This is a genomic window from Pseudomonas sp., assembly GCF_037994325.1.
Lineage (GTDB): Bacteria > Pseudomonadota > Gammaproteobacteria > Pseudomonadales > Pseudomonadaceae > Aquipseudomonas.
The window spans coordinates 1-20,716 of the sequence record NZ_JBBNAH010000006.1; the positions used below are offsets into that span (position 1 = coordinate 1).

16 protein-coding genes are annotated in these 20,716 nt (G+C 60.2%); 13 read left to right on the forward strand and 3 right to left on the reverse strand.

The genetic code is table 11. The features are described from left to right. The 7 genes from rnr to dnaB form a co-directional block, all read left to right on the forward strand. Positions 1-2,487: ribonuclease R (gene rnr, locus AAAB16_RS00115; protein ID WP_340661495.1), on the forward strand; the 2,487-nt coding region annotated here is incomplete at its 5' end. Continuing rightward, positions 2,484-3,242, forward strand: a complete 759-nt coding sequence (gene rlmB / locus AAAB16_RS00120) for a 23S rRNA (guanosine(2251)-2'-O)-methyltransferase RlmB (RefSeq protein WP_340661496.1) — start codon at positions 2,484-2,486, stop codon at positions 3,240-3,242. The genes rnr and rlmB, both read left to right, overlap by 4 nt. 291 nt (positions 3,243-3,533) lie before the next feature. Beyond that, positions 3,534-3,959: a 30S ribosomal protein S6 gene (gene rpsF / locus AAAB16_RS00125; protein ID WP_108097886.1), complete on the forward strand. Its 426-nt coding sequence runs from the start codon at positions 3,534-3,536 to the stop codon at positions 3,957-3,959. Between the two features lie 28 nt (positions 3,960-3,987). Beyond that, positions 3,988-4,218, forward strand: coding sequence for a 30S ribosomal protein S18 (gene rpsR, locus AAAB16_RS00130; protein ID WP_002551829.1), 231 nt, complete (start codon positions 3,988-3,990; stop codon positions 4,216-4,218). 36 nt (positions 4,219-4,254) lie between these two features. After that, positions 4,255-5,130, forward strand: a complete 876-nt coding sequence (locus tag AAAB16_RS00135) for a hypothetical protein (protein ID WP_340661497.1) — start codon at positions 4,255-4,257, stop codon at positions 5,128-5,130. A 21-nt stretch (positions 5,131-5,151) separates the two neighbouring features. Then, entirely contained in the window at positions 5,152-5,598 is a 447-nt protein-coding gene (gene rplI, locus AAAB16_RS00140) for a 50S ribosomal protein L9 (protein ID WP_108097884.1), read from the forward strand. Positions 5,599-5,720: 122 nt separating this feature from the next. After that, on the forward strand, positions 5,721-7,118 hold the full coding sequence (gene dnaB, locus AAAB16_RS00145) for a replicative DNA helicase (protein WP_340661498.1): 1,398 nt from the start codon (positions 5,721-5,723) through the stop codon (positions 7,116-7,118). 118 nt (positions 7,119-7,236) lie between these two features. On the opposite strand, the gene AAAB16_RS00150 is transcribed toward dnaB, so the two are convergent. Beyond that, positions 7,237-7,938, reverse strand: a complete 702-nt coding sequence (locus AAAB16_RS00150) for a YafY family protein (RefSeq protein WP_340661499.1) — start codon at positions 7,936-7,938, stop codon at positions 7,237-7,239. 20 nt (positions 7,939-7,958) lie between these two features. Then, positions 7,959-8,324, reverse strand: a complete 366-nt coding sequence (locus tag AAAB16_RS00155; RefSeq protein ID WP_340661500.1) for a VOC family protein — start codon at positions 8,322-8,324, stop codon at positions 7,959-7,961. A 180-nt stretch (positions 8,325-8,504) separates the two neighbouring features. Here AAAB16_RS00155 and alr point away from each other — a divergent pair, with 180 nt between their 5' ends. Then, positions 8,505-9,578, forward strand: a complete 1,074-nt coding sequence (alr, locus tag AAAB16_RS00160; RefSeq protein WP_340661501.1) for an alanine racemase — start codon at positions 8,505-8,507, stop codon at positions 9,576-9,578. Between the two features lie 71 nt (positions 9,579-9,649). Here the strand turns inward: alr and AAAB16_RS00165 are convergent, their stop codons facing one another. Next, entirely contained in the window at positions 9,650-11,542 is a 1,893-nt protein-coding gene (locus tag AAAB16_RS00165; protein WP_340661507.1) for a diguanylate cyclase, read from the reverse strand. Positions 11,543-11,771: 229 nt separating this feature from the next. Between AAAB16_RS00165 and AAAB16_RS00170 the strand changes: the two genes are divergently transcribed. The 5 genes from AAAB16_RS00170 to AAAB16_RS00190 all read left to right on the forward strand — a co-directional run bounded on the left by AAAB16_RS00170 (position 11,772) and on the right by AAAB16_RS00190 (position 20,527). Next, positions 11,772-14,090, forward strand: a complete 2,319-nt coding sequence (locus AAAB16_RS00170; protein WP_340661502.1) for a YgiQ family radical SAM protein — start codon at positions 11,772-11,774, stop codon at positions 14,088-14,090. Between the two features lie 281 nt (positions 14,091-14,371). Then, positions 14,372-15,424 (forward strand): ABC transporter substrate-binding protein, encoded by a 1,053-nt coding sequence (locus tag AAAB16_RS00175; RefSeq protein WP_340661503.1) that lies wholly within the window; start codon positions 14,372-14,374, stop codon positions 15,422-15,424. A gap of 26 nt (positions 15,425-15,450) precedes the next feature. Beyond that, complete coding sequence (locus AAAB16_RS00180; RefSeq protein ID WP_340661504.1) at positions 15,451-16,527, forward strand: AraC family transcriptional regulator; 1,077 nt, start codon at positions 15,451-15,453, stop codon at positions 16,525-16,527. 321 nt (positions 16,528-16,848) lie between these two features. Then, complete coding sequence (locus tag AAAB16_RS00185; protein WP_340661505.1) at positions 16,849-19,188, forward strand: TonB-dependent receptor; 2,340 nt, start codon at positions 16,849-16,851, stop codon at positions 19,186-19,188. Positions 19,189-19,195: 7 nt separating this feature from the next. Continuing rightward, positions 19,196-20,527, forward strand: a complete 1,332-nt coding sequence (locus tag AAAB16_RS00190; protein WP_340661506.1) for an LLM class flavin-dependent oxidoreductase — start codon at positions 19,196-19,198, stop codon at positions 20,525-20,527. Positions 20,528-20,716: the final 189 nt, after the last annotated feature.

The window sequence follows — 20,716 nt, forward strand, 5'->3', positions numbered from 1 at the left end:
ATCCCAAGTCGTGAGCTGATTCTTCAGCATCTGGCTGATCGCGGTTCGCCGGCCAACCGCGAGCAGTTGGTGGAAGAGTTCGGTCTCACCACTGAAGAACAACTGGAAGCGCTGCGTCGTCGCCTGCGTGCGATGGAGCGTGATGGTCAGCTGATCTATACCCGTCGCGGCACCTACGCCCCGGTAGATAAGCTGGACCTGATCCTCGGTCGCATCAGTGGCCACCGCGATGGTTTCGGCTTTCTTATTCCGGACGACAAAAGCGACGACCTGTTTCTGAGCCCCGCGCAGATGCGTCTGGTGTTCGATGGCGATCGCGCCTTGGCCCGTGTCACCGGGCTCGACCGTCGCGGTCGTCGTGAAGGTGCGGTAGTGGAAGTGATTTCCCGCGCCCACGAATCCATCGTCGGTCGTTACTACGAAGAAAGCGGTATCGGTTTTGTCGTCGCCGACAACCCGAAGATTCAGCAGGAAGTGCTGGTCACCCCAGGGCGTAACGCCAACGCCAAGCAAGGTCAATTTGTTGAGGTGAAAATCACCCACTGGCCGACACCGCGGTTCCAGCCTCAGGGCGATGTGATTGAAGTGGTCGGCAACTACATGGCGCCGGGCATGGAAATCGACGTGGCGCTGCGCAGCTATGACATTCCCCACGTCTGGCCAGAGGCGGTGCTTAAAGAAGCCGCCAAGCTCAAGCCGGAAGTGGAAGAAAAGGACAAAGAAAAACGCATCGATCTGCGTCACTTGCCATTCGTGACCATCGACGGCGAAGACGCCCGCGATTTCGACGATGCGGTGTTCTGTGAGAAAAACGCCAGCAAGTGGGGTCTGTTCTCCGGTGGCTGGAAGCTGTATGTCGCCATTGCCGACGTTTCCCACTATGTGAAGATCGGTTCGGCCCTGGACGAAGAGTCTGTGGTGCGTGGCAACTCGGTGTATTTCCCCGAGCGCGTGGTGCCGATGCTGCCGGAAGAGCTCTCCAACGGCCTATGCTCGCTGAACCCAAAAGTGGATCGTCTGGCCATGGTTTGTGAGATGAGCATCTCCAAAACCGGCAAGATGACCGACTACCAGTTTTACGAAGCGGTCATCCACTCCCATGCGCGCCTGACCTATAACAAGGTCAGCACCATTCTTGAGCAGCCGAAAAGCGCGGAAGCCAAAGAGCTGCGCAACGAGTACGGCGACGTGGTGCCTCACCTCAAACAGCTGTATTCGCTGTATCAGGTATTGCTCGCTGCGCGTCACGAGCGCGGTGCGATTGATTTCGAGACCCAGGAAACGCGGATTATCTTCGGCTCCGGTCGCAAGATCGCCGAGATCCGTCCGACTACCCGTAACGATGCGCACAAGCTGATTGAGGAATGCATGCTGGCCGCTAACGTTGCCACTGCCGAATTCCTCAAGAAGCATGAAATTCCAGCGCTGTATCGCGTGCACGATGGTCCGCCGCCAGAGCGCTTGGAAAAGCTCAAAGCGTTTCTGGGTGAGTTGGGGTTGTCGCTGCAACGCGCCAAGTCCAAAGACGGCCCGTCGCCAAAGGACTACCAGCTCTTGCTGGAGAACATCCGTGAGCGCCCGGACTACCACCTGATTCAGACCGTGATGCTGCGTTCCCTGAGCCAGGCGGTGTACAGCGCCGATAACCAGGGTCACTTCGGCCTGAATTACGAGGCGTACACTCACTTCACCTCGCCGATCCGTCGCTACCCCGACCTGTTGACCCATCGCGCCATCCGCAGTGTGATCCGCTCCAAGGCCGATACCCCACACGTTAAGCGTGCTGGTGCAATGGTCATTCCGAAGGCGCGTATTTATCCGTATGACGAAGCCGCGCTGGAGCAGTTGGGCGAGAGTTGCTCGATGTCCGAGCGCCGTGCCGATGAAGCCACCCGTGACGTGGTGAACTGGCTCAAGTGCGAGTTTATGAAAGACCGCGTGGGCGAAAGCTTCCCGGGCGTGATCACCGCAGTAACTGGCTTTGGTTTGTTTGTTGAACTGAAAGACATCTACGTCGAAGGCTTGGTGCACGTCACCGCGTTGCCGGGTGACTACTACCACTTTGACCCGGTTCACCATCGTCTGGCTGGCGAGCGCACCGGTCGCAGCTTCCGTTTGGGCGACAGCATTGACGTCAAAGTCATGCGCGTGGACTTGGATGAACGCAAGATCGATTTCGAACTGGCTCAAGCCACCATTGATGCGCCGATTGCGCGTAAAGGCCGTACAGGTCCTGCCAGCAAAGGCGGCGCGCGTGAGCGTGCGGAAAAAGCTAATGCGGCACCGGGGCGCGTTAGCGCGTCCACTGGCAGCACCGATGTAAAACGCAGTCGCGAAGTAAAAAGCGCCTTGCTGGCCGAAGCAAAAAGCAAAGGCAAGGCAGGCAGCAGTGCGAGCAAGCCCAGCAGCCATCGCAAAGGGCCATCGAAAGCGGCTCCCGCTGCCCCGAGCAAAAGCGGCGCGCGTAAACCTAAGGGCAAAGCATGAGTCAGTTGGAAAAAATCTACGGCGTGCATGCCGTAGAAGCTTTGTTGCGTCACCACCCCAAGCGAGTCAAACAGATCTGGCTGGCGGAGGGGCGTAACGATCCGCGCGTGCAGGTGCTGCTGGAGTTGGCGGCAGAATCGCGGGTAGCGGTCGGCCAAGCCGAGCGTCGCGAAATGGATGCCTGGGTGGAAGGCGTGCACCAGGGCGTGGTGGCGGAAGTCAGTCCGAGCCAGGTATGGGGCGAGGCCATGCTCGAGGAATTGCTCGATCGCTGCGAAGGCCCGCCGCTGTTGCTGGTGCTCGACGGTGTGACGGATCCGCATAACCTCGGCGCGTGCCTGCGTACTGCAGATGCCGCCGGCGCGCTGGCGGTTATTGTGCCGAAAGATAAGTCCGCAACCCTCAACCCCACTGTGCGCAAAGTCGCGTGCGGTGCGGCGGAAGTGATTCCGTTGGTGGCGGTGACCAACCTGGCGCGCACCCTGGAAAAGCTCCAGCAGCGCGGCTTGTGGATCGTCGGTACTGCCGGCGAGGCGGAGCAGGAGTTGTACGAGCAAGACCTGACCGGGCCGACCATCCTGATCATGGGCGCCGAAGGCAAAGGCATGCGTCGCTTGACCCGCGACCACTGCGACTACCTGGTGCGCCTGCCTATGGCCGGTAGCGTCAGCAGCCTCAACGTGTCGGTCGCCACTGGTGTCTGCCTGTTTGAAGCGCTGCGCCAGCGCAGTGTTAAGGCCAAGGCTAAGAAATAGTCCCGTAGGTTGGGTTGCGCCGCAGGCGAAGCCCAACATCAAGCCTTCAGGCCGTGCCAATTCACTGGTGTTGGGCTTTGCAGCCCAACCTACGGTTCGTTGTTAGGTCTTGCCCTACGCGCTGTTCAAATAATCGCCAATTGCCTTGCGCCCCCCAGCCCCCTTCTCTACAATTGCGCCCCTTGCCGTGACGGCAGGCGCTTACGTGCCCTCTTGTCCGGTGAGCTAACAGTGTCATTCACTCCTTGTCTGACCGCCCTGGCGGCAGGCTACAACCCGTAAGGAGCATTTATGCGTCATTACGAAATCATCTTTCTGGTTCACCCGGACCAGAGCGAGCAAGTCGGCGGCATGGTTGAGCGTTACACCAAGCTGATCGAAGAAGACGGCGGCAAAATTCACCGCCTGGAAGACTGGGGCCGTCGTCAACTGGCCTATGCAATCAACAATGTTCACAAGGCTCACTACGTGATGCTGAACGTTGAGTGCACCGGCAAAGCCCTGGCTGAGCTGGAAGACAACTTCCGCTACAACGATGCCGTAATCCGTAACCTGGTCATCCGTCGTGACGAAGCCGTAACTGGTCAGTCCGAGATGCTCAAGGCTGAAGAAAACCGCAGCGAGCGCCGCGAGCGTCGTGACCGTCCTGAAGCCGATTCTATCGATGGCGACAGCGATGACAGCGACAACAGCGACAGCGACAACGCTGACGAGTAATCCACGGATCTATTGAGGAGCCAATCTCATGGCACGTTTCTTCCGTCGTCGTAAATTCTGCCGTTTCACCGCTGAAGACGTGAAGGAGATCGACTACAAAGATCTCAACACGCTGAAAGCCTATGTTTCTGAAACCGGCAAAATCGTTCCAAGCCGTATCACCGGTACCAAGGCTCGTTATCAGCGTCAGCTGGCTACCGCTATCAAGCGCGCCCGCTTCCTGGCCCTGCTCGCCTACACCGACAGCCACGGCCGCTGAGACCAGAAGGTCTTTACGCAGTAAGGGATAAATCGTATGCGCGCCATAGCTGAGTTCATCATGCGTGGTCGCATGCAGGCCACTCTTGTAGTGGTAGGTAGTGCGGCATTGCCGCTGTTGATTTGGTTGAGCGCTGCCGCAGCAGCTTTGATTTTGTTGCGGCGCGGTGCAGCTGACGCGTTCAGCGTATGGGTTTGGGCGTTGTTGCCCGCTGCGGTGTGGTGGTATGTCGGCGAGCCGACGACTCTCATGCTGGTGGCAGGCACGCTGGTGTTGGCGCAGGTGTTACGCGTCACCGCTTCCTGGACCTGGGTGTTGCTGGCCAGTGTTGTGTTAGGTGCGGTGTTTGTTCAGGTGATCGAAGTGGTTTCGGCAGACATGCTGAAGGGAATGGCGGAGTTTATCCGCGCAGTCTTCTCTCAGTATGCGGTCGAGGCGAAGATCCCCGCCGAACAGCTCGCCGATGTGCAAGCGTCGCTTGTAGCGGCCTTGCCCGGGTTTTTAGCCTCATCGTTGCAGTTGATGTGTGTGCTTTGCCTGGTGCTTGCTCGTTATTGGCAAGCTGCATTGTTCAACCCTGGTGGCTTCGGCCTGGAGTTTCGGGCAATACGTTTGAAGCCCGCGCTAGCCGTTAGCTTGCTGCTCGGTGTGTTGTTTGCACCGGCGCTGGGGCCAGGCTTCGCGGTGTTGGCTCCGCTGTGTACGGTGCCGCTGTTTTTCGCAGGGTTGGCCCTAGGCCATGGCCTGATAGAAATGAAGCGGCTCTCCACCTTCTGGGTGGTGGCGCTGTACTTGGCGGTACTGATACTCGGCAACCTGATTTGTCTCTTGGCTGTGATCGACAGTCTGATTGATTTTCGCGGACGCATGGCGCGCAACAAAGGCCCAGGGCCCGCGAACGGTGAAGGTTAAAAGTTAAGAGGTAAGACCCAAATGGAAGTCATCCTGCTGGAAAAAATCGCCAACCTGGGCAACCTGGGCGACAAAGTGAATGTTAAGGCTGGTTACGGCCGTAACTTCCTGCTGCCGCAAGGCAAAGCAACTGCCGCTACCGCTGCGAACGTTGCTGCGTTCGAAGAGCGTCGTGCAGAGCTGGAAAAACTGGCTGCTGAGAAGAAAGCTTCGGCTGAAGCTCGTGCTGCTCAACTGGCTGAGCTGGAAGTGACCATCACTGCCACCGCTGGTGATGAAGGCAAGCTGTTCGGTTCCATCGGTACTCACGACATCGCTGACGCCCTGACCGCCTCTGGCGTGGAAGTGGCTAAAGCTGAAGTGCGTCTGCCGAACGGTACCATTCGTCACGTGGGCGAGTTCGACGTAGCTGTGCACCTGCACTCCGACGTTGAAGCTACTGTCCGTGTTGTCGTGGTAGCTGCTTAAGCAATACCAATCGCCTGGCACCTCTGGTGCCTGCGGTTTACATCGGGCACGATCTGCACACGCAGATCGTGCCCTTTGTCTTTCTGTATCTCCTGTTTTTTCCAATCTGATTTCTTGTGGCCATGAACGATATCTCCGATCCCGAACAGTTCGACCTGCAAACCGCCGCGCTAAAAGTCCCGCCGCATTCCATCGAGGCCGAACAGGCTGTGCTCGGTGGTTTGATGCTCGACAACAACGCCTGGGAGCGGGTGCTGGACCAAGTGTCGGACGGCGACTTCTATCGGCATGACCACCGCCTGATCTTCCGCGCCATCGCCAAGCTGGCCGACCACAACTCGCCGTTTGACGTGGTGACGCTCTCCGAGCAGCTCGATAAGGAAGGCCAGACCTCACAAACCGGCGGCCTGGCCTACCTGGGCGAGTTGGCAAAAAACACCCCGTCGGTGGCCAACATCAAGGCCTATGCGCAGATCGTTCGCGAGCGCGCCACCTTGCGCCAGCTGATCGGCATCAGCAGCGAGATCGCCGACAGCGCGTTTAACCCGCAGGGCCGGCAGGCCGCGGAAATTCTCGATGAAGCCGAACGGCAGATCTTCCAGATCGCCGAAGCGCGGCCAAAAACCGGTGGTCCCGTCGGCGTGAATGCGCTGCTGACCAAGGCCATCGACCGTATCGATGAGCTGTTCAATACCGGCGAAGGCATCACCGGTCTGTCCACCGGCTTCACCGACCTGGACGACAAAACCAGCGGCCTGCAGCCCGCCGACTTGATCATCGTCGCGGGTCGTCCGTCGATGGGTAAAACCACCTTCGCCATGAACCTGGTGGAAAACGCCGTACTGCGCAGCGACAAGGTGATTCTGGTGTACTCGCTGGAGATGCCAGGCGAATCGCTGATGATGCGTATGCTCTCCTCGCTTGGCCGCATCGACCAGACCAAGGTGCGTTCCGGGCAGCTCGACGATGACGACTGGCCGCGCCTGACCTCGGCAGTCAACTTGCTCAATGACCGCAAGCTGTTTATCGACGATACCGCTGGCATCAGCCCCTCGGAAATGCGCGCGCGTACCCGCCGCTTGGTGCGTGAGCACGGCGATGTCGGCCTGATCATGATCGACTACCTGCAACTGATGCAGATCCCCGGTTCCAGCGGCGACAACCGGACCAACGAGATTTCCGAAATCTCTCGCTCGCTAAAAGCCCTGGCCAAAGAATTCAACTGCCCGGTGGTGGCGCTCTCGCAGCTCAACCGCTCCCTGGAACAACGCCCCAACAAGCGCCCGGTGAACTCCGACTTGCGTGAATCCGGTGCTATCGAGCAAGACGCCGACGTAATCATGTTTGTGTACCGCGACGAGGTGTATCACCCCGAAACCGAGCACAAAGGCGTAGCCGAGATCATTATCGGTAAGCAGCGGAACGGTCCGATCGGGTTTATTCGTTTGGCGTTCTTGGGCAAGTACACCCGCTTCGAGAATCTGGCGCCCGGTAGCTACAACTTCGACGACGACGAGTAAGACCTACTGTGCGAGGTTCTGACTGCGTCGCACGGTGCTCGTGTCCTCATGGGCTACAGCCCGCTCCGGGCTCCTTGCCAGAACGCCGCTCGCTACGGTCTTGCCGAAATCGCTTAGCTCAGACCTTGTAATGCGGCGAGATAAAGTCGGCATCCACATAGGGCGCCAGATAGTCTTCCAGGCGCTGGCCTTCGCCGCATTGAAAGTGCTCGTCGGTATCGCTCAAGGTATCCAGCCGATCAATGCGGAAGTTGCGGAAGTCGCCGCGCAGTTCGCACCAGCTGCAGAGCGTCCAGGTTTGCCCCCAGAAGAACAGCCCCAAAGGCCAGATGCAGCGTTCGCTGCTCTGGCCTTTTTCGTCTTTGTAGCCCAGTTGCAGTTTGCGTTGTTGGCGGATGGCCAGGCGTAGCTGGCCGAGCCAGTGCACGGGGTAGAGGTTGGTTTCCGGGGCAAACAGGTTATGGCGGTTGAGTTCGCTGCGCAGCTCGCTTGGCAGCACGTTGTGAATCTTTGCCAGTGCCGATTCCGCGGCATGTTGCAGGGCTGGGTCGGCCCAGGCCTTGACCATCTTGGCGCCGATCATCAGCGCTTCGATTTCTTCGCGTTCAAACATCAGCGGCGGCAGGTCCATGGGTTGGCGCAGCACATAGCCAACCCCGGCTTCGCCCTCCAGCGGCACGCCGGAGAGCGATAAGTCCTGGATATCCCGATAGATAGTGCGCACCGACACCTGCAAGCGCTCAGCCAGCCACTGCGCGGTGGTCAGGCGGCGGCTGCGCAGGAATTGCACAATCTGGAACAGGCGGTCGGCGCGTCTCATGGCGTTCTCGGGTTATTTATTCAGGACACGCTGTGGAGCCCCACGCTATTGCCTTCACTGTCTTTAATCAAGGCGATGAAACCATGCGGGGCAATCTCGGTGCGCGGCTGCAAAATGATGCCGCCGGCATTGGGCACACGGTCCAGCACGGCGTCCAATTGGCCTTCTACGTTGAGGTACACGCGGGTGCCGCCCGTGCCTGGATGCATGCCGGGCATCGCGCTGATGCAGCCGCCAACGCCGCCATTTTCCTCGCCAGGGAAAATCCCCATGCGCGACATCGGACCATCGACAATCGGCAGCTCCACATCCAGCGCGCGCTGGTAAAAAGTGTGGGCGCGGTCAAAGTTGCTGACATACAGTTCGAACCAGTTCACGGCATTCATGGCATTCATTCCTTGGCGTTGTAGAGAGGGGTAGGCGGCCTGCGAGGTGTAGCCCCGAGCTGCTGAGGGCCACTCTGCCTAGGGGCTACTGACAGCCTTCTGTCAGTAGCCTGCAAAGATATTTCTGTGTCCTGCTGCGCTAAGATGCCGATCCCATTTTTCCCTGCTGTCGAGTTCGCCATGCGCCCGCTAGTTGCCACCATTGACCTCAGCGCCCTGCGCCATAACTACACCGTCGCCCATCGCTGCGCGCCGGGCCGGCAGGCCTTTGCCGTGGTCAAGGCCAATGCCTATGGGCACGGCCTGCGCGAAGTGGTGGCGGCGCTGGCAGATGCCGACGGTTTTGCCGTGTGTTGCCTGGAAGAGGCGCAGGTGGTGCGTGAGGTAAACCCTAAGGCGCGACTGTTGCTGTTGGAGGGCTGTTTTCAGGCTGGCGAATATCAGCAGGCTGCGGCGTTAAATCTGGATGTGACCGTGCACAGCGTGGCGCAGGCCGAGGCGTTGTTGTCAGCAGCGTTGGTGCAGCCGCTGAACGTGTGGCTAAAGCTCGATAGCGGCATGCACCGCTTGGGCTTTTCTGCCGCCGCGCTGCGCGAGTGGCATGGCACATTGGCCGCCAGCGCCAATGTCGGCGAGCTTAATCTGCTTGGCCATTTCGCCTGTGCCGATGAGCGCGGCCATGAGCTGAACGAGCAGCAGGTCGAGCAGTTCCTTAGCCTGTTGGATCTGGAGTTTGACCAACGCTCCCTGGCCAACTCGGCCGCGCTCTTGACCATTCCGGCTGCGCATATGGACTGGCAGCGGCCCGGCATCATGCTCTACGGCGCCACGCCGTTTGCCGAGCTAAGCGCCAAAGAGCTCGGCTTGCGCCCCGTTATGAGCCTGACCGCCGAAGTGATCGCCCTGCGTGAGGTGCCGGTTGGCGAAAGCGTCGGCTACGGTGCCAGTTGGGTGGCACAACGACCGTCGCTGCTCGGCACTGTGAGCTGCGGTTATGCCGACGGTTACCCTCGCCATGCGCCGCCCGGCACTGAAGTGGTGGTACGTGGCCAGCGCGTGCCACTGGCGGGGAGGGTGTCGATGGATATGCTCAGCATCGACCTCACCGACGTGGCCGGCGCGCAGTTAGGCGATGCGGTCGAGTTATGGGGCGCGCAGCTGCCGGTGGACGAGCTGGCGCAGCGTTGCGGCAGTATTGGCTATGAGCTACTGACCAAGGTGACGGGGCGAGTGCCGCGCCATTACATCGAATGAGGTCGTGTGCGCACCTATGCGTACACGGGAAATCCCTTGGTGCGCAGAGTGCGCGCACCCTACGTTCGGGCTTATACCAACCCCGTCGGCACCTGCAGCACATCAAGGAACAGGCATTGTTCCGGGCTTAACGCGCCATCTTTGCCGCGCATGATGCAGCCGGAACGGCCTTGGCTTTTGGCTTGGTAAAGGGCTTCGTCTGCCGCTTTATACAGCCCGGCGAATTGCTTGGCGTGTTGCGGGAACAAAGCGGCGCCAATGCTGATGGTCACCGCCAGATTATTCGCGCCATAGAGCACCGGCCGCGCCAGCTCGGTGAGCAGGCGCACGGCAATTTCCTGGGCGTGCTGCTCCGCCTCCGGGCCGCTAATGACAATGGCAAATTCATCACCACCCAAACGCGCCACCATATCGTTGCTGCGCACATGCTCGCGCAGGCGTTGGCCGATGGTGCGTAGCATCAGGTCACCGGCATCGTGGCCGTGACGGTCGTTGATCGGTTTGAAATGGTCGAGGTCGACCAGCAACAAGGCCACCGACTCCTGACGCCGATGGGCGTCGGCCAGGGCGTTTTCTACACGCTCAATCAGGTAGCGACGGTTGGGCAAGTCGGTGAGCGGATCATGAAAGGCGGCGTGTTGCAGCGCTTGCTCACGTTCACGCAGCTGTTGGTTAGCCTGGGCCAGTTCGGCGGTGCGCCGCTCTACCGCATCCTTCAACTCTTCAGCGCTGGCCTGAATTTGCGCCAGGCGCGCGGTCTTTTCCCGGTCTGCTTGCTCCACCGCATCGGCACGGTCTTGCTTGAGGGTTTGAATGCGATAGGCCAGGGCAAAGGAGAACAGAATCGACTCCGCCGCCACCGCCAGCGGAAATACATAGGCATTCCAACTCGCCGGCTGCACTACGCCGGTGGTGCGCAGCAGCAACAGCCCGGTGCTGCCCAATATCAGGCCGTAGCCGCACAGGTACAGAAGCGCCGGAAAATAGTTCTGCCGCCAGCGGATAAACGCCGAGCCTAGTGCCGCCGGAATACTGGTAAACGACAGCAGCGCAATAATCCACGCTGCCGCGCCGCGCTGGCCGAAAAAGTCCAGGGCGATGGCCACCACATACACCACGCAGGCCAGGTTTAGCAGGTGGTGCGCCCAGCGTACGTAGCGGCGCGTTTGCATCAGCGTTTGGGTGAAGCGCGAGGCGAAAATGCCCCATAGCGACGGCAGCACAATGCGGTCCAGCCAGACGGGTACCGGGTGGCTCGGCCACAGGTATTGGAAACCATGGCCGGTCATGCTGACGATAAACAGCAGCGCACCGCCGGTGGCCAGCACATACCAGAAGTACGCTGCGTCGCGCAGGCTAAAGAAGATAAACAGGTTGTACAGCAGCAGGGCGGTGATGATGCCGTAGATAACTCCCAGGCCGATATTTTCGCTGGCGGCCAGTTGGCTCAGGTCGTCCAGTTGCCAGACTTTTAACGGAAAGGAATTGCCCGCGGGGTCGAAGGTACGCAGGTAGAACGTCAGCGGTTCCTCGCCCAGCTCGGGAAGCTTGAATAGGGTGCGGCGATAAGGATGGTCACGGCCCTCGGCGTAGTTCACCACCTCGCCGCCCTGGCGCTGTGTCCAACTGGTGTGGGGACCGGGCAGGTACAGCTGCATATTTAGTTGGGTAACCGAGCCGACTTCCAGCCACCAGTGCTGCGGCGCCTCGCTACGCCGTTGCAGGCTGACTTTAATCCACCACGGATTGCGGCTCTGGCCTACGCTGGCTTTGCCATTGGCCGGAACAAAGCGCTGCTGAACGGTGGGGTCAGCCATATCAGCGATATTCAGCTTGGCGCCGACGTCTTCCAGCAGCTCAATCTGCCCGTTAAGGGCCAGGCCACTGCTGGTGCTGTCCAGCAGCACGGGGGCAGCCGCGAACGATTGACCGCAAAACGCGACCAGCAAGGCATACAGACACATCTGCACAATGTTCAGCCGCACCGCAACACTCCTTGTACCCAAGCGCTGCGGCCGGGGCGATAAAAACTGCGTCGAGTATAGCCATCGAATGCGAATCTGATCACAGGCTAAGTAGGACATTTGTCGTCATCCATCGGCCAGTAGCTGACTGATAAGGTCGGGCTCTGTACATTTTTTGTGCTATATTCCGCGCCCGCGATTTTCACCGCAACCGCCATACGGTCACCCCATGAGAGCAGCCAAGCCGTTATTCGATTATCCAAAGTACTGGGCCGAGTGTTTCGGGCCTGCACCTTTCCTGCCAATGAGCCGGGAAGAGATGGATCAACTGGGCTGGGATTCCTGCGACATCATCATCGTTACCGGTGACGCTTATGTGGATCACCCGTCCTTTGGCATGGCCATTATTGGCCGTTTGCTCGAAGCCCAAGGCTTTCGCGTCGGCATCATTGCCCAGCCGAACTGGCAGTCCAAAGACGATTTTATGAAGCTCGGCGAGCCGAATCTGTTCTTTGGCGTCGCGGCCGGCAACATGGATTCGATGATCAACCGCTACACCGCCGACAAAAAAATCCGCTCAGACGACGCCTACACCCCCGGTGGCCTGGCCGGCAAACGTCCGGACCGCGCCAGCCTGGTGTACAGCCAGCGTTGCAAAGAAGCCTACAAAAACGTGCCGATCGTCCTTGGCGGTATTGAGGCATCGCTGCGCCGCATTGCCCACTACGACTACTGGCAAGACCGCGTGCGCAATTCGATCCTGATCGACGCCAGCGCTGACATCCTGCTGTACGGCAACGCTGAGCGTGCCATTGTTGAAGTGGCCCAGCGCCTGTCTTATGGGCAGAAAATCGAAGAAATCACCGACGTGCGCGGCACCGCGTTTATTCGCCGCGACACCCCGCAGGGCTGGTACGAAGTGGATTCCACCCGTATCGACCGGCCGGGCAAGGTCGACAAAATCATCAACCCCTACGTAAATACCCAGGACACCCAGGCCTGCGCCATCGAGCAGGAAAAGGGGCCGGTTGATGATCCGGAAGAAGCGAAAGTGGTGCAGATTCTCGCCAGCCCGCGCATGACCCGCGACAAAACCGTGATCCGCCTGCCGTCGATGGAAAAGGTGCGTAACGACCCGGTTCTGTACGCCCACGCCAACCGCGTGCTGCACCTGGAAACCAACCCGGGCAACGCTCGCGCCTTGGTGCAAAAGCATGGCGAAGTGGACGTGTGGTTCAACCCGCCACCCATTCCCATGACCACTGAAGAGATGGACTACGTGTTCGGCATGCCTTATCAGCGCGTTCCGCACCCGGCCTATGGCAAGGAAAAAATCCCCGCCTACGACATGATCCGTTTCTCGGTAAACATCATGCGTGGCTGCTTTGGCGGCTGCACCTTCTGTTCCATTACCGAGCACGAAGGCCGCATCATCCAGAACCGCTCGGAAGAGTCGATCATTCGCGAGATCGAAGAACTCCGCGACAAAGTGCCAGGCTTTACCGGGGTGATTTCCGACCTCGGCGGACCCACCGCCAACATGTATCGCATCGCCTGCAAGAGCCCGGAAATCGAATCGGCGTGCCGCAAGCCATCGTGCGTGTTCCCCGGCATCTGCCCAAACCTGAACACCGACCACTCGTCGTTGATTCAGCTGTACCGCAGCGCCCGCGCCTTGCCTGGCGTGAAGAAAATTCTGATCGCTTCGGGTCTGCGTTACGACCTGGCGGTGGAATCGCCTGAATATGTGAAAGAGCTGGTTACCCACCACGTCGGTGGTTATCTGAAGATCGCCCCGGAGCATACCGAGGAAGGTCCGCTGAACCAGATGATGAAGCCGGGTATTGGCTCCTACGACAAGTTCAAGCGCATGTTCGAGAAGTACTCGAAAGAGGCGGGCAAAGAGCAGTACCTGATTCCGTACTTTATCGCCGCGCACCCGGGCACTACCGATGAAGACATGATGAACCTGGCCCTGTGGCTCAAGGGCAACGGCTTCCGTGCAGACCAGGTGCAGGCGTTCTATCCCTCGCCTATGGCGACCGCTACCGCCATGTATCACTCGGGCAAAAACCCGCTGCGCAAGGTCACCTACAAGAGCGACGGCGTGACCATTGTGAAGAGCGAAGAGCAGCGCCGTCTGCACAAAGCCTTCCTGCGTTACCACGACCCGAAAGGCTGGCCAATGCTGCGTGAAGCGCTGCTGCGTATGGGCCGTGGCGACCTGATCGGGCCGGGTAAAAACCAACTGATCCCGCTGCACCAGCCGGCCACTGACAGCTACCAGAGCGCGCGGCGGAAGAACTCGACGCCAGCCGGTAGCCATAAAGTGGCCAAGGAAACCAAAATCCTGACCCAGCACACCGGCCTGCCACCGCGTGGCAGCGATGGCGGTAACCCGTGGGACAAACGCGAACAGGCCAAGGCCGCCGCGTTTGCCAAGAGCAAAGAGGATGCTCAGGCTCGTCACGAGGCCAGCAAAGGCGGCAAGGGTAAAGGCGGCAAGGGCGGCAAGAAGCCCGCGCGCCAGCCGGTGTTCCCGCGCTAGGCCGCTGGTGCGCACAGCACACCCTGCGAGGCGCGACCGCGTTCGCCGTAGAGTGTGCTGCGCGCACCAAGCGATATCCGCCAATACGTTGAGCGGCATACCTTTCCGGCATATTTTCCATGCCTTTGGTTTATCCCCGCTGCGGAACCCCCGTGCCATCTGCTTATTCGTTTAAGCGCTTAAAATCCAAGTTTTAATTATTTTATTCCCCCTGACTCAGGTCATTACATTGCCTGCACGCTTTCGGCAGTCCGCTGCCCACCTGACGCAGGAGTTCTCCCATGCGCTTTTCCCCGTTGTTTCGCCGCGCTGCGGCTCAATCCTTGACCGTGTTATTGGCCCTGGCCGCCAGCGGTTTGCAGGCTGCTGACCTCAAGCAAATCCGCATCGCCGTGCCGGATATCAGTGCCGGCAAAACCCCCAGCGGAGCTGGCGTGGTGGATGTGCTGCGTGACCGCCAAGACCTGGAAAAAGAATTCGCCGCCGACGGCATCGAAGTGCAGTGGACCTTCTTTAAAGGCGCAGGCCCGGCGGTCAACGAAGCGCTGGCCAATGGTCAGGTCGACCTGGCTTACCTCGGCGATTTGCCGGCCATCGTCGGTAAAGCCAATGGCTTGGATACCCGCCTGCTGAGCGCCACCGCCCGCGATGTGCGCCAGTACCTCGGCGTATTGCCGGGCTCCGGCATCACCTCGCTGGAAACCCTCAAAGGCAAGCGCGTGGCGATTTTCCGTGGCACCGCTACGCAGCTGTCCTTTGATGCCGCGTTGGCCAGCAAGGGCCTGACCGAGCGTGATTTCAAAGTCATCAACCTCGATTACAACGCCGCTGGCGCTGCCTTGGCGGCCAAACAGATCGATGCCACCTGGACCGGCCCCGGCGTCTTTGCCCTGCAAGCGCGTGGCTTGGCCGAAGTGCCGGTGAGCACCACCGACCTCAATGGCGCCGGCAGTTTGCAGGCCGTTCTGGTCGGTACTGGCGCCTTTGTTGATGCCCACCCGGATATCGTTAAACGCCTGCTTAAAGCCCAGCAACCGGCAGTGACCTGGCTGCGCAACGAAGAGCACAAGCAGGCCTATATCGATTTGGTCGCCAAGCTCTCGGGCTACCCAGCGAGCATTCTCAGCGCCGACGCCGGCAACCAATCCTTTGTGAAAATCTTCGCCCCGCAACTGGATGCGGAGTTTCTCGGCAACCTGCAAAACGGCGTGAACGTGGCCCTGGAGCAAAAGCTGATTCGCAAGGGCTTTGACGTTAAAGACTGGGCGCAACCGGCCTTCCTCGACGCCGCCCTGCAAGGCAGCGAGGCCAGCGTCGCGCAGGCCTCGCGTTAAGTCAGCGCACGCAGGGGAGGGGAACCATGCGCCGCATCGACACCATTGCCACCTGGGCCCAGGTTATCGTTCGCGCCCTGGAGGCTGAGGGCATCGCCAGTGCACCGTTACTGCGTGAGGCTGGCATTGACGCCCACAGCCTGCACGATGCCAACCAGCGCATCGCCCAAGCCAATATGAGCCTGCTCTGGCGTGCAGCGCTGCGTGTCACTGGCGATCAGTGCTTTGGTTTGCGCGTGGCGCGTTGCGGTTACCCGACCGATTTTCACGGCCTGTTTTTCGCCATGCAAAGCAGCTACACCCTGATCGAGGCGCTGGAGCGTTCGGTGCGGTTTTCCTCGGTGATCAGCACCTCGGCCGAGATGCAGGTCCAGCGGTTACCGGGCGTTACCCGGCTGATTTACGGCGTGGCCGAAGGCGTGGAAGTGGAGCGTATTGCCACCGAAGCGTTTATCGCCTGCGCCGTGCAATTCACCCAGCAAACCTGGCGTGAGCTGACGGTGGTCAAGCGTGTTTTGCTCACCCGTCCCGCGCCGGCGCAGCCACAGCATTGGGAACAGTTACTCGGTTGCCCGGTGCAGTTCGACGCGGCGGTCAATGCTATCGAATACAACAACAACGCCCTGCTGGCGCCGTTGCGTACCGGCAACAGTGACGTTGCCCGCGGCCTGGACACGGTGATGAGCGAGTACCTTGAACGGCAACGGCGCAGCAACCTGCCCGAACGTGTACGCAGCGTTATCGTGCGGCAACTGCCGTTTGGCGAAGTGCAGCAAAGCAAAGTCGCCGATGAGCTGGGCATGAGCGTGCGCAACCTGCACCGCCACCTAAACAAACACGCCAGCAGCTTTAAAGAGCTGCTCGACGAAAGTCGCCGGCAACTGGCAATCACCTACCTGCGCCAATCGCACTGCTCCATCAACGAAATCTGCTACCGCTTGGGCTTTAACGAACCCAGCAGCTTTAACCGCGCGTTTCGCCGTTGGACCGGGTGCAGCCCTGGGCAGTGGCGGCGCGATGAGGCCAGCCAAGGCGTTACGCCTTTGACGGCGCAGCGGCTCAAAGCAGCGATGGTTATGTCACCGTTGGCCCTGGCGGTCTAACGCCTCGTACGGTGTGCTGTGCGCACCGTCTGCGGCCGCTTGGCGATTCTGGATCCCCGCCTGCGCGGGGACGACGGAGGGCTCTGTCGGGGATCCAGCGTTTCGAATAAGACGGCGATCTGGTGCGCAAACGGAGCGCGGAGCGGCACACCCTGTGACCGGCAGTTTGCGCTACGTCCCGCAGTACCCCGTTGTCCATTTCGGACCATCTCTTGTCCGGCAAAGCCCGCTGCTGACGCTTCGCGCTTCTTACCATGCTCTGCAACACCGAGATGCCGGGCCTGCCATGGGGCCTGCGCGGTTCTCTTTTAAGGAGCTGGTATGAACCGTTCACCCTATTGGCCGCAATCGGCCCTTAAACCGCTGACGTTGGCGGTGTTGCTGGCTTTGCCCGGCACCCTGCTGGCCGCTGAAGCAACTGATGCTGAAAGCACTGAAGCGACCGCCAGCAGCGCCGAGCAAGATGCCCCCAAACTGAAAACCGTCGTAGTCACTGCCCGCCGCCGCGAAGAAGCCGCGCAGGAAGTGCCGACGCCGATCACCACCCTCTCCGGCGCCAATCTGGAGACCCAGAAGGTCTACCGCATTCAGGATTTGCAGCAGGCGTTGCCCAGCGTAAACGTCGCCTATGTGCATGCGCGGGTATCGAGCCTGGCGGTGCGCGGGATTGGTAATAACCCGGCCAGTGATGGCCTGGAAGGCAGCGCCGGGGTGTACCTGGATAACGTTTACCTTGGCCGCCCCGGCATGGCCGCGTTCGATTTATTGGATGTCGAGCAGCTTGAGTTATTGCGTGGTCCGCAAGGCACGCTCTTCGGTAAAAACACCACGGCGGGGGTGCTGAACATCACCACCCGCGGCCCAACTTTTACGCCGGAGAGCACCTTTGAGGTGTCGGGCGGTGAGCGCGGTTATGTGCAAACCAAGGGCTCGGTATCCGGCCCGCTGAACGACACCCTGGCCGGGCGCCTGTCGTTCTACCGCACCCGTGACGACGGCTACCTGGATAACGACTACGACAACCGCAAGCTGCTGGGCGGCGAGCGCGAAGGCTTGCGCGGCCAGTTGCTGTTCAAACCCAACGACGACTTCAGCCTGCGCTGGATTAACGAGTACAACGAAGAAAACTCCAGCAGCGGCAGCGCCGTAATTTATGGCGCTGGGCAAACCTTCTGGAATCGCGCGACGTTGGTCGGCGCCAACCCGCAAATCGGCCGCAGCAATATCGATGGCCGGCAGAATGTCAGCGTGCACCAGAACGCCAGCTCACTGGAGGCCAACTGGAATCTGGCCGGCGGCTACACCCTGACTTCCATCAGCGCCTACCGCTACTGGCACTTCAATCCGGCCAACGACGCCGATCAGCTCGACGTTTCGGTGATCAAGGATTACGGCTATGAAGTGCACGACCGGCAGTTCTCCCAAGAGATTCGCCTGGCTTCGCCCAAGGGTGAAAACTTCGATTACGTGGTCGGCGCCTATGCCTTTAAGCAGGACTTGGGTAACCGCATCTTCAGCGACCTGGGGCCGCTGGCCGACCTTAACCTGATTGGCGCCAACCTCAATGCGCTAAACAACATCTACTCCGAAAGCCAAGGCAAAGTGGATACCGAAAGCTATGCGCTATTTGGTCAAGCCACCTGGCACCTGAGCAACCGCCTGGACTTCACCGCCGGCCTGCGCGGCACCTATGAAGAGAAGACTGCCAACGTTCGCCGCTTCTCCCCTGTGGGCGGCGGCACGGCGGTGGTGATTCCCGGGGTGGTGGACGGCAATGCCGTACGCGCCTCGCAAGTCGGCGCCTACGACAGTGGCGAAATCGGCCTGCATAACGCTGCACCGTCGGCCTTGCTCAGCCTGAGCTACCGCTTTACCGATGACGTGCTGGGCTACGCCTCGTTATCCCACGGTGAAAAGTCCGGTGGCGTGAACCTGGCCATCGCCTCGGCGCCAACCGCCGGTGCCGACTCGCTGTTGGTCGGCCCAGAGCGCGCCAACGATGCGGAGCTGGGGATCAAAACCCAGCTGTTCAACGACCGCCTGCAGTTCAACAGCAATATCTTCTGGACCGGGGTCAACGGCTACCAAGCCACTTCGTACTACCAGCCGCCAGGCTCGGCCACCGGCTACCAGTTGCTGACCAACGCCGGCACCGTGCGCTCGCGCGGCGTCGAGTTCGAAGCCTCGGTGCTGCCGGTACGTGGCCTGACCATCAATGCCAATGGCTCGTTTAACGATGTCACTTACCTCGACTTCAAAGACGCCCCGTGCCCGGCCGAAGCACCCGGCACTAGTTGCGACCTGAGTGGCGAGCGCGTGGCCGGTGCTTCGCGCTGGATCGGCAACCTCAATGCCGAATACAAATTTCCCCAGTTCAACCGCTTCGAGCCCTATATCACCGGCAGCTACAGCTATCGCTCAGAAGCCGAAGGCACCCTGGATAACTCCAACCTGGCGACCATTGATGGCTACTCGCTGACCAACTTCTCCACCGGCGTGCGCGTGGATTACGGCGACGGCGTGCTGGATGCCTCGCTGTGGGTGAAAAACGCCTTCGACAAAGAGTATTACCAAGCCGTCGGCACGGCTTCCAACGGCCTGTACACCGCCTCGCTGGGGCAGCCGCGCACCGCTGGCGTAACCCTGCGATATGACTTCTGAGGTCGCCATGAGCCACGCCAAACACCTGACCCTCGGTGCCTTTTTAATGGGCAGCGGCCACCACCTGGCCGCCTGGCGCCACCCCCGTGCTTACGCCGACGGCGGGCTGAATTTCGCCCACTTCAAACGCCTGGCGCAGACCGCCGAGCGCGGCAAATTCGACGCGATTTTCTTCGCCGACAACCTGGCCATGCTCGGCAACGAAACCCTGGGTAAATACACCGCCACGGGCGATGTGTTTGACCCGCTGGTGCTGCTTTCCGGTCTGGCCACGGTGACCGAACATATCGGCCTGATTTCCACGGTATCGACCAGCTACAACGAGCCCTACCTGCTGGCGCGCAAATTCGCTTCCCTCGACCACTTAAGCGGCGGCCGCGCCGGCTGGAACCTGGTGACCTCGGCGCTGGACCAGGAAGCGCAAAACTTTGGCCGCGACAAACACTTCGAACACGACGACCGCTACGCACGTGCCGAAGAGTTTATCGACGTAGCCACTGGCCTGTGGGACAGCTGGGACGACGATGCCTTTGTGCGCGACAAAGCCAGCGGTATCTACTTTCAGCCAGGCACCTTGCACACCCTCAACCACAAGGGCGAGCACTACCAAGTGCGCGGCCCGCTGAACATTCCGCGTTCGCCGCAAGGTTACCCCGTGCTGATTCAAGCCGGCTCCTCGGAACCGGGCAAAGTGCTGGCCGCGCGCACCGCCGAAGTCGTGTTTACCGCCCAACAAACCCTGGCCAACGCCCAAGCGTTTTACGCCGACCTCAAGGGCCGTTTGCCGCAGTACGGGCGCACGGCTGATCAGCTGAAAATCATGCCCGGCATTTCGCCGGTGATTGGTGTGACCCAGAGCGAAGCCGAAGACAAATACGCGCAGCTGCAGGACCTGGTGGAGCCAAGTGTTGGGCTGGGTTTGCTGGCTGGCATGGCCGGTGGTTTCGACCTGTCCGAGTACGACCTCGACGGACCGTTGCCTGAACTGCCAACCAGCAATGCCATGCAGAGCCGCCAGCATTTGTTTATCGACCTGGCCCGGCGCGAGAACCTGACCATTCGCCAGCTTTACCTGAAAATTGCCGGTGCGCGCGGACATCACACCGCCGTGGGAACGCCGTTGCAGATTGCTGATTTGTTGGAGGAGTGGTTTACCCAGGGCGGCGCAGATGGTTTCAACATCATGCCGCCGTTTTTGCCAGAGGGGCTGGAGCAGTTTGTTGACTTGGTGGTGCCGGAGTTGCAGCGGCGGGGGTTGTTTCGCACTGAGTACAGCGGCAGTACCTTGCGCGAGAATTTGGGGCTGCGGCGGCCGCAGAGTCGTTATTACCGAGGTTAAGCGGGGGCCGCGTAAACCTCGACCCTCACCCCTAGCCCCTCTCCCGCAAGCGGGAGAGGGAAACAGAACGGAGATAGCCCCAACAACTCGGTAAAGCGCTCTCGCCCGTTGCGGGAGAGGGGAGAAGAACGGAGATAGCCCCAACAACTCGGTAAAGCCCCCTCGCCCGCTTGCGGGAGAGGGTTGGGG

Coding starts and splice junctions, on each gene's coding strand:
- rlmB (WP_340661496.1), top strand. CDS start 2,484: ATGAGTCAGTTGGAAAAAATCTACGGCGTGCATGCCGTAGAAGCTTTG.
- rpsF (WP_108097886.1), top strand. CDS start 3,534: ATGCGTCATTACGAAATCATCTTTCTGGTTCACCCGGACCAGAGCGAG.
- rpsR (WP_002551829.1), top strand. CDS start 3,988: ATGGCACGTTTCTTCCGTCGTCGTAAATTCTGCCGTTTCACCGCTGAA.
- AAAB16_RS00135 (WP_340661497.1), top strand. CDS start 4,255: ATGCGCGCCATAGCTGAGTTCATCATGCGTGGTCGCATGCAGGCCACT.
- rplI (WP_108097884.1), top strand. CDS start 5,152: ATGGAAGTCATCCTGCTGGAAAAAATCGCCAACCTGGGCAACCTGGGC.
- dnaB (WP_340661498.1), top strand. CDS start 5,721: ATGAACGATATCTCCGATCCCGAACAGTTCGACCTGCAAACCGCCGCG.
- AAAB16_RS00150 (WP_340661499.1), bottom strand. CDS start 7,938: ATGAGACGCGCCGACCGCCTGTTCCAGATTGTGCAATTCCTGCGCAGC.
- AAAB16_RS00155 (WP_340661500.1), bottom strand. CDS start 8,324: ATGAATGCCGTGAACTGGTTCGAACTGTATGTCAGCAACTTTGACCGC.
- alr (WP_340661501.1), top strand. CDS start 8,505: ATGCGCCCGCTAGTTGCCACCATTGACCTCAGCGCCCTGCGCCATAAC.
- AAAB16_RS00165 (WP_340661507.1), bottom strand. CDS start 11,542: ATGTGTCTGTATGCCTTGCTGGTCGCGTTTTGCGGTCAATCGTTCGCG.
- AAAB16_RS00170 (WP_340661502.1), top strand. CDS start 11,772: ATGAGAGCAGCCAAGCCGTTATTCGATTATCCAAAGTACTGGGCCGAG.
- AAAB16_RS00175 (WP_340661503.1), top strand. CDS start 14,372: ATGCGCTTTTCCCCGTTGTTTCGCCGCGCTGCGGCTCAATCCTTGACC.
- AAAB16_RS00180 (WP_340661504.1), top strand. CDS start 15,451: ATGCGCCGCATCGACACCATTGCCACCTGGGCCCAGGTTATCGTTCGC.
- AAAB16_RS00185 (WP_340661505.1), top strand. CDS start 16,849: ATGAACCGTTCACCCTATTGGCCGCAATCGGCCCTTAAACCGCTGACG.
- AAAB16_RS00190 (WP_340661506.1), top strand. CDS start 19,196: ATGAGCCACGCCAAACACCTGACCCTCGGTGCCTTTTTAATGGGCAGC.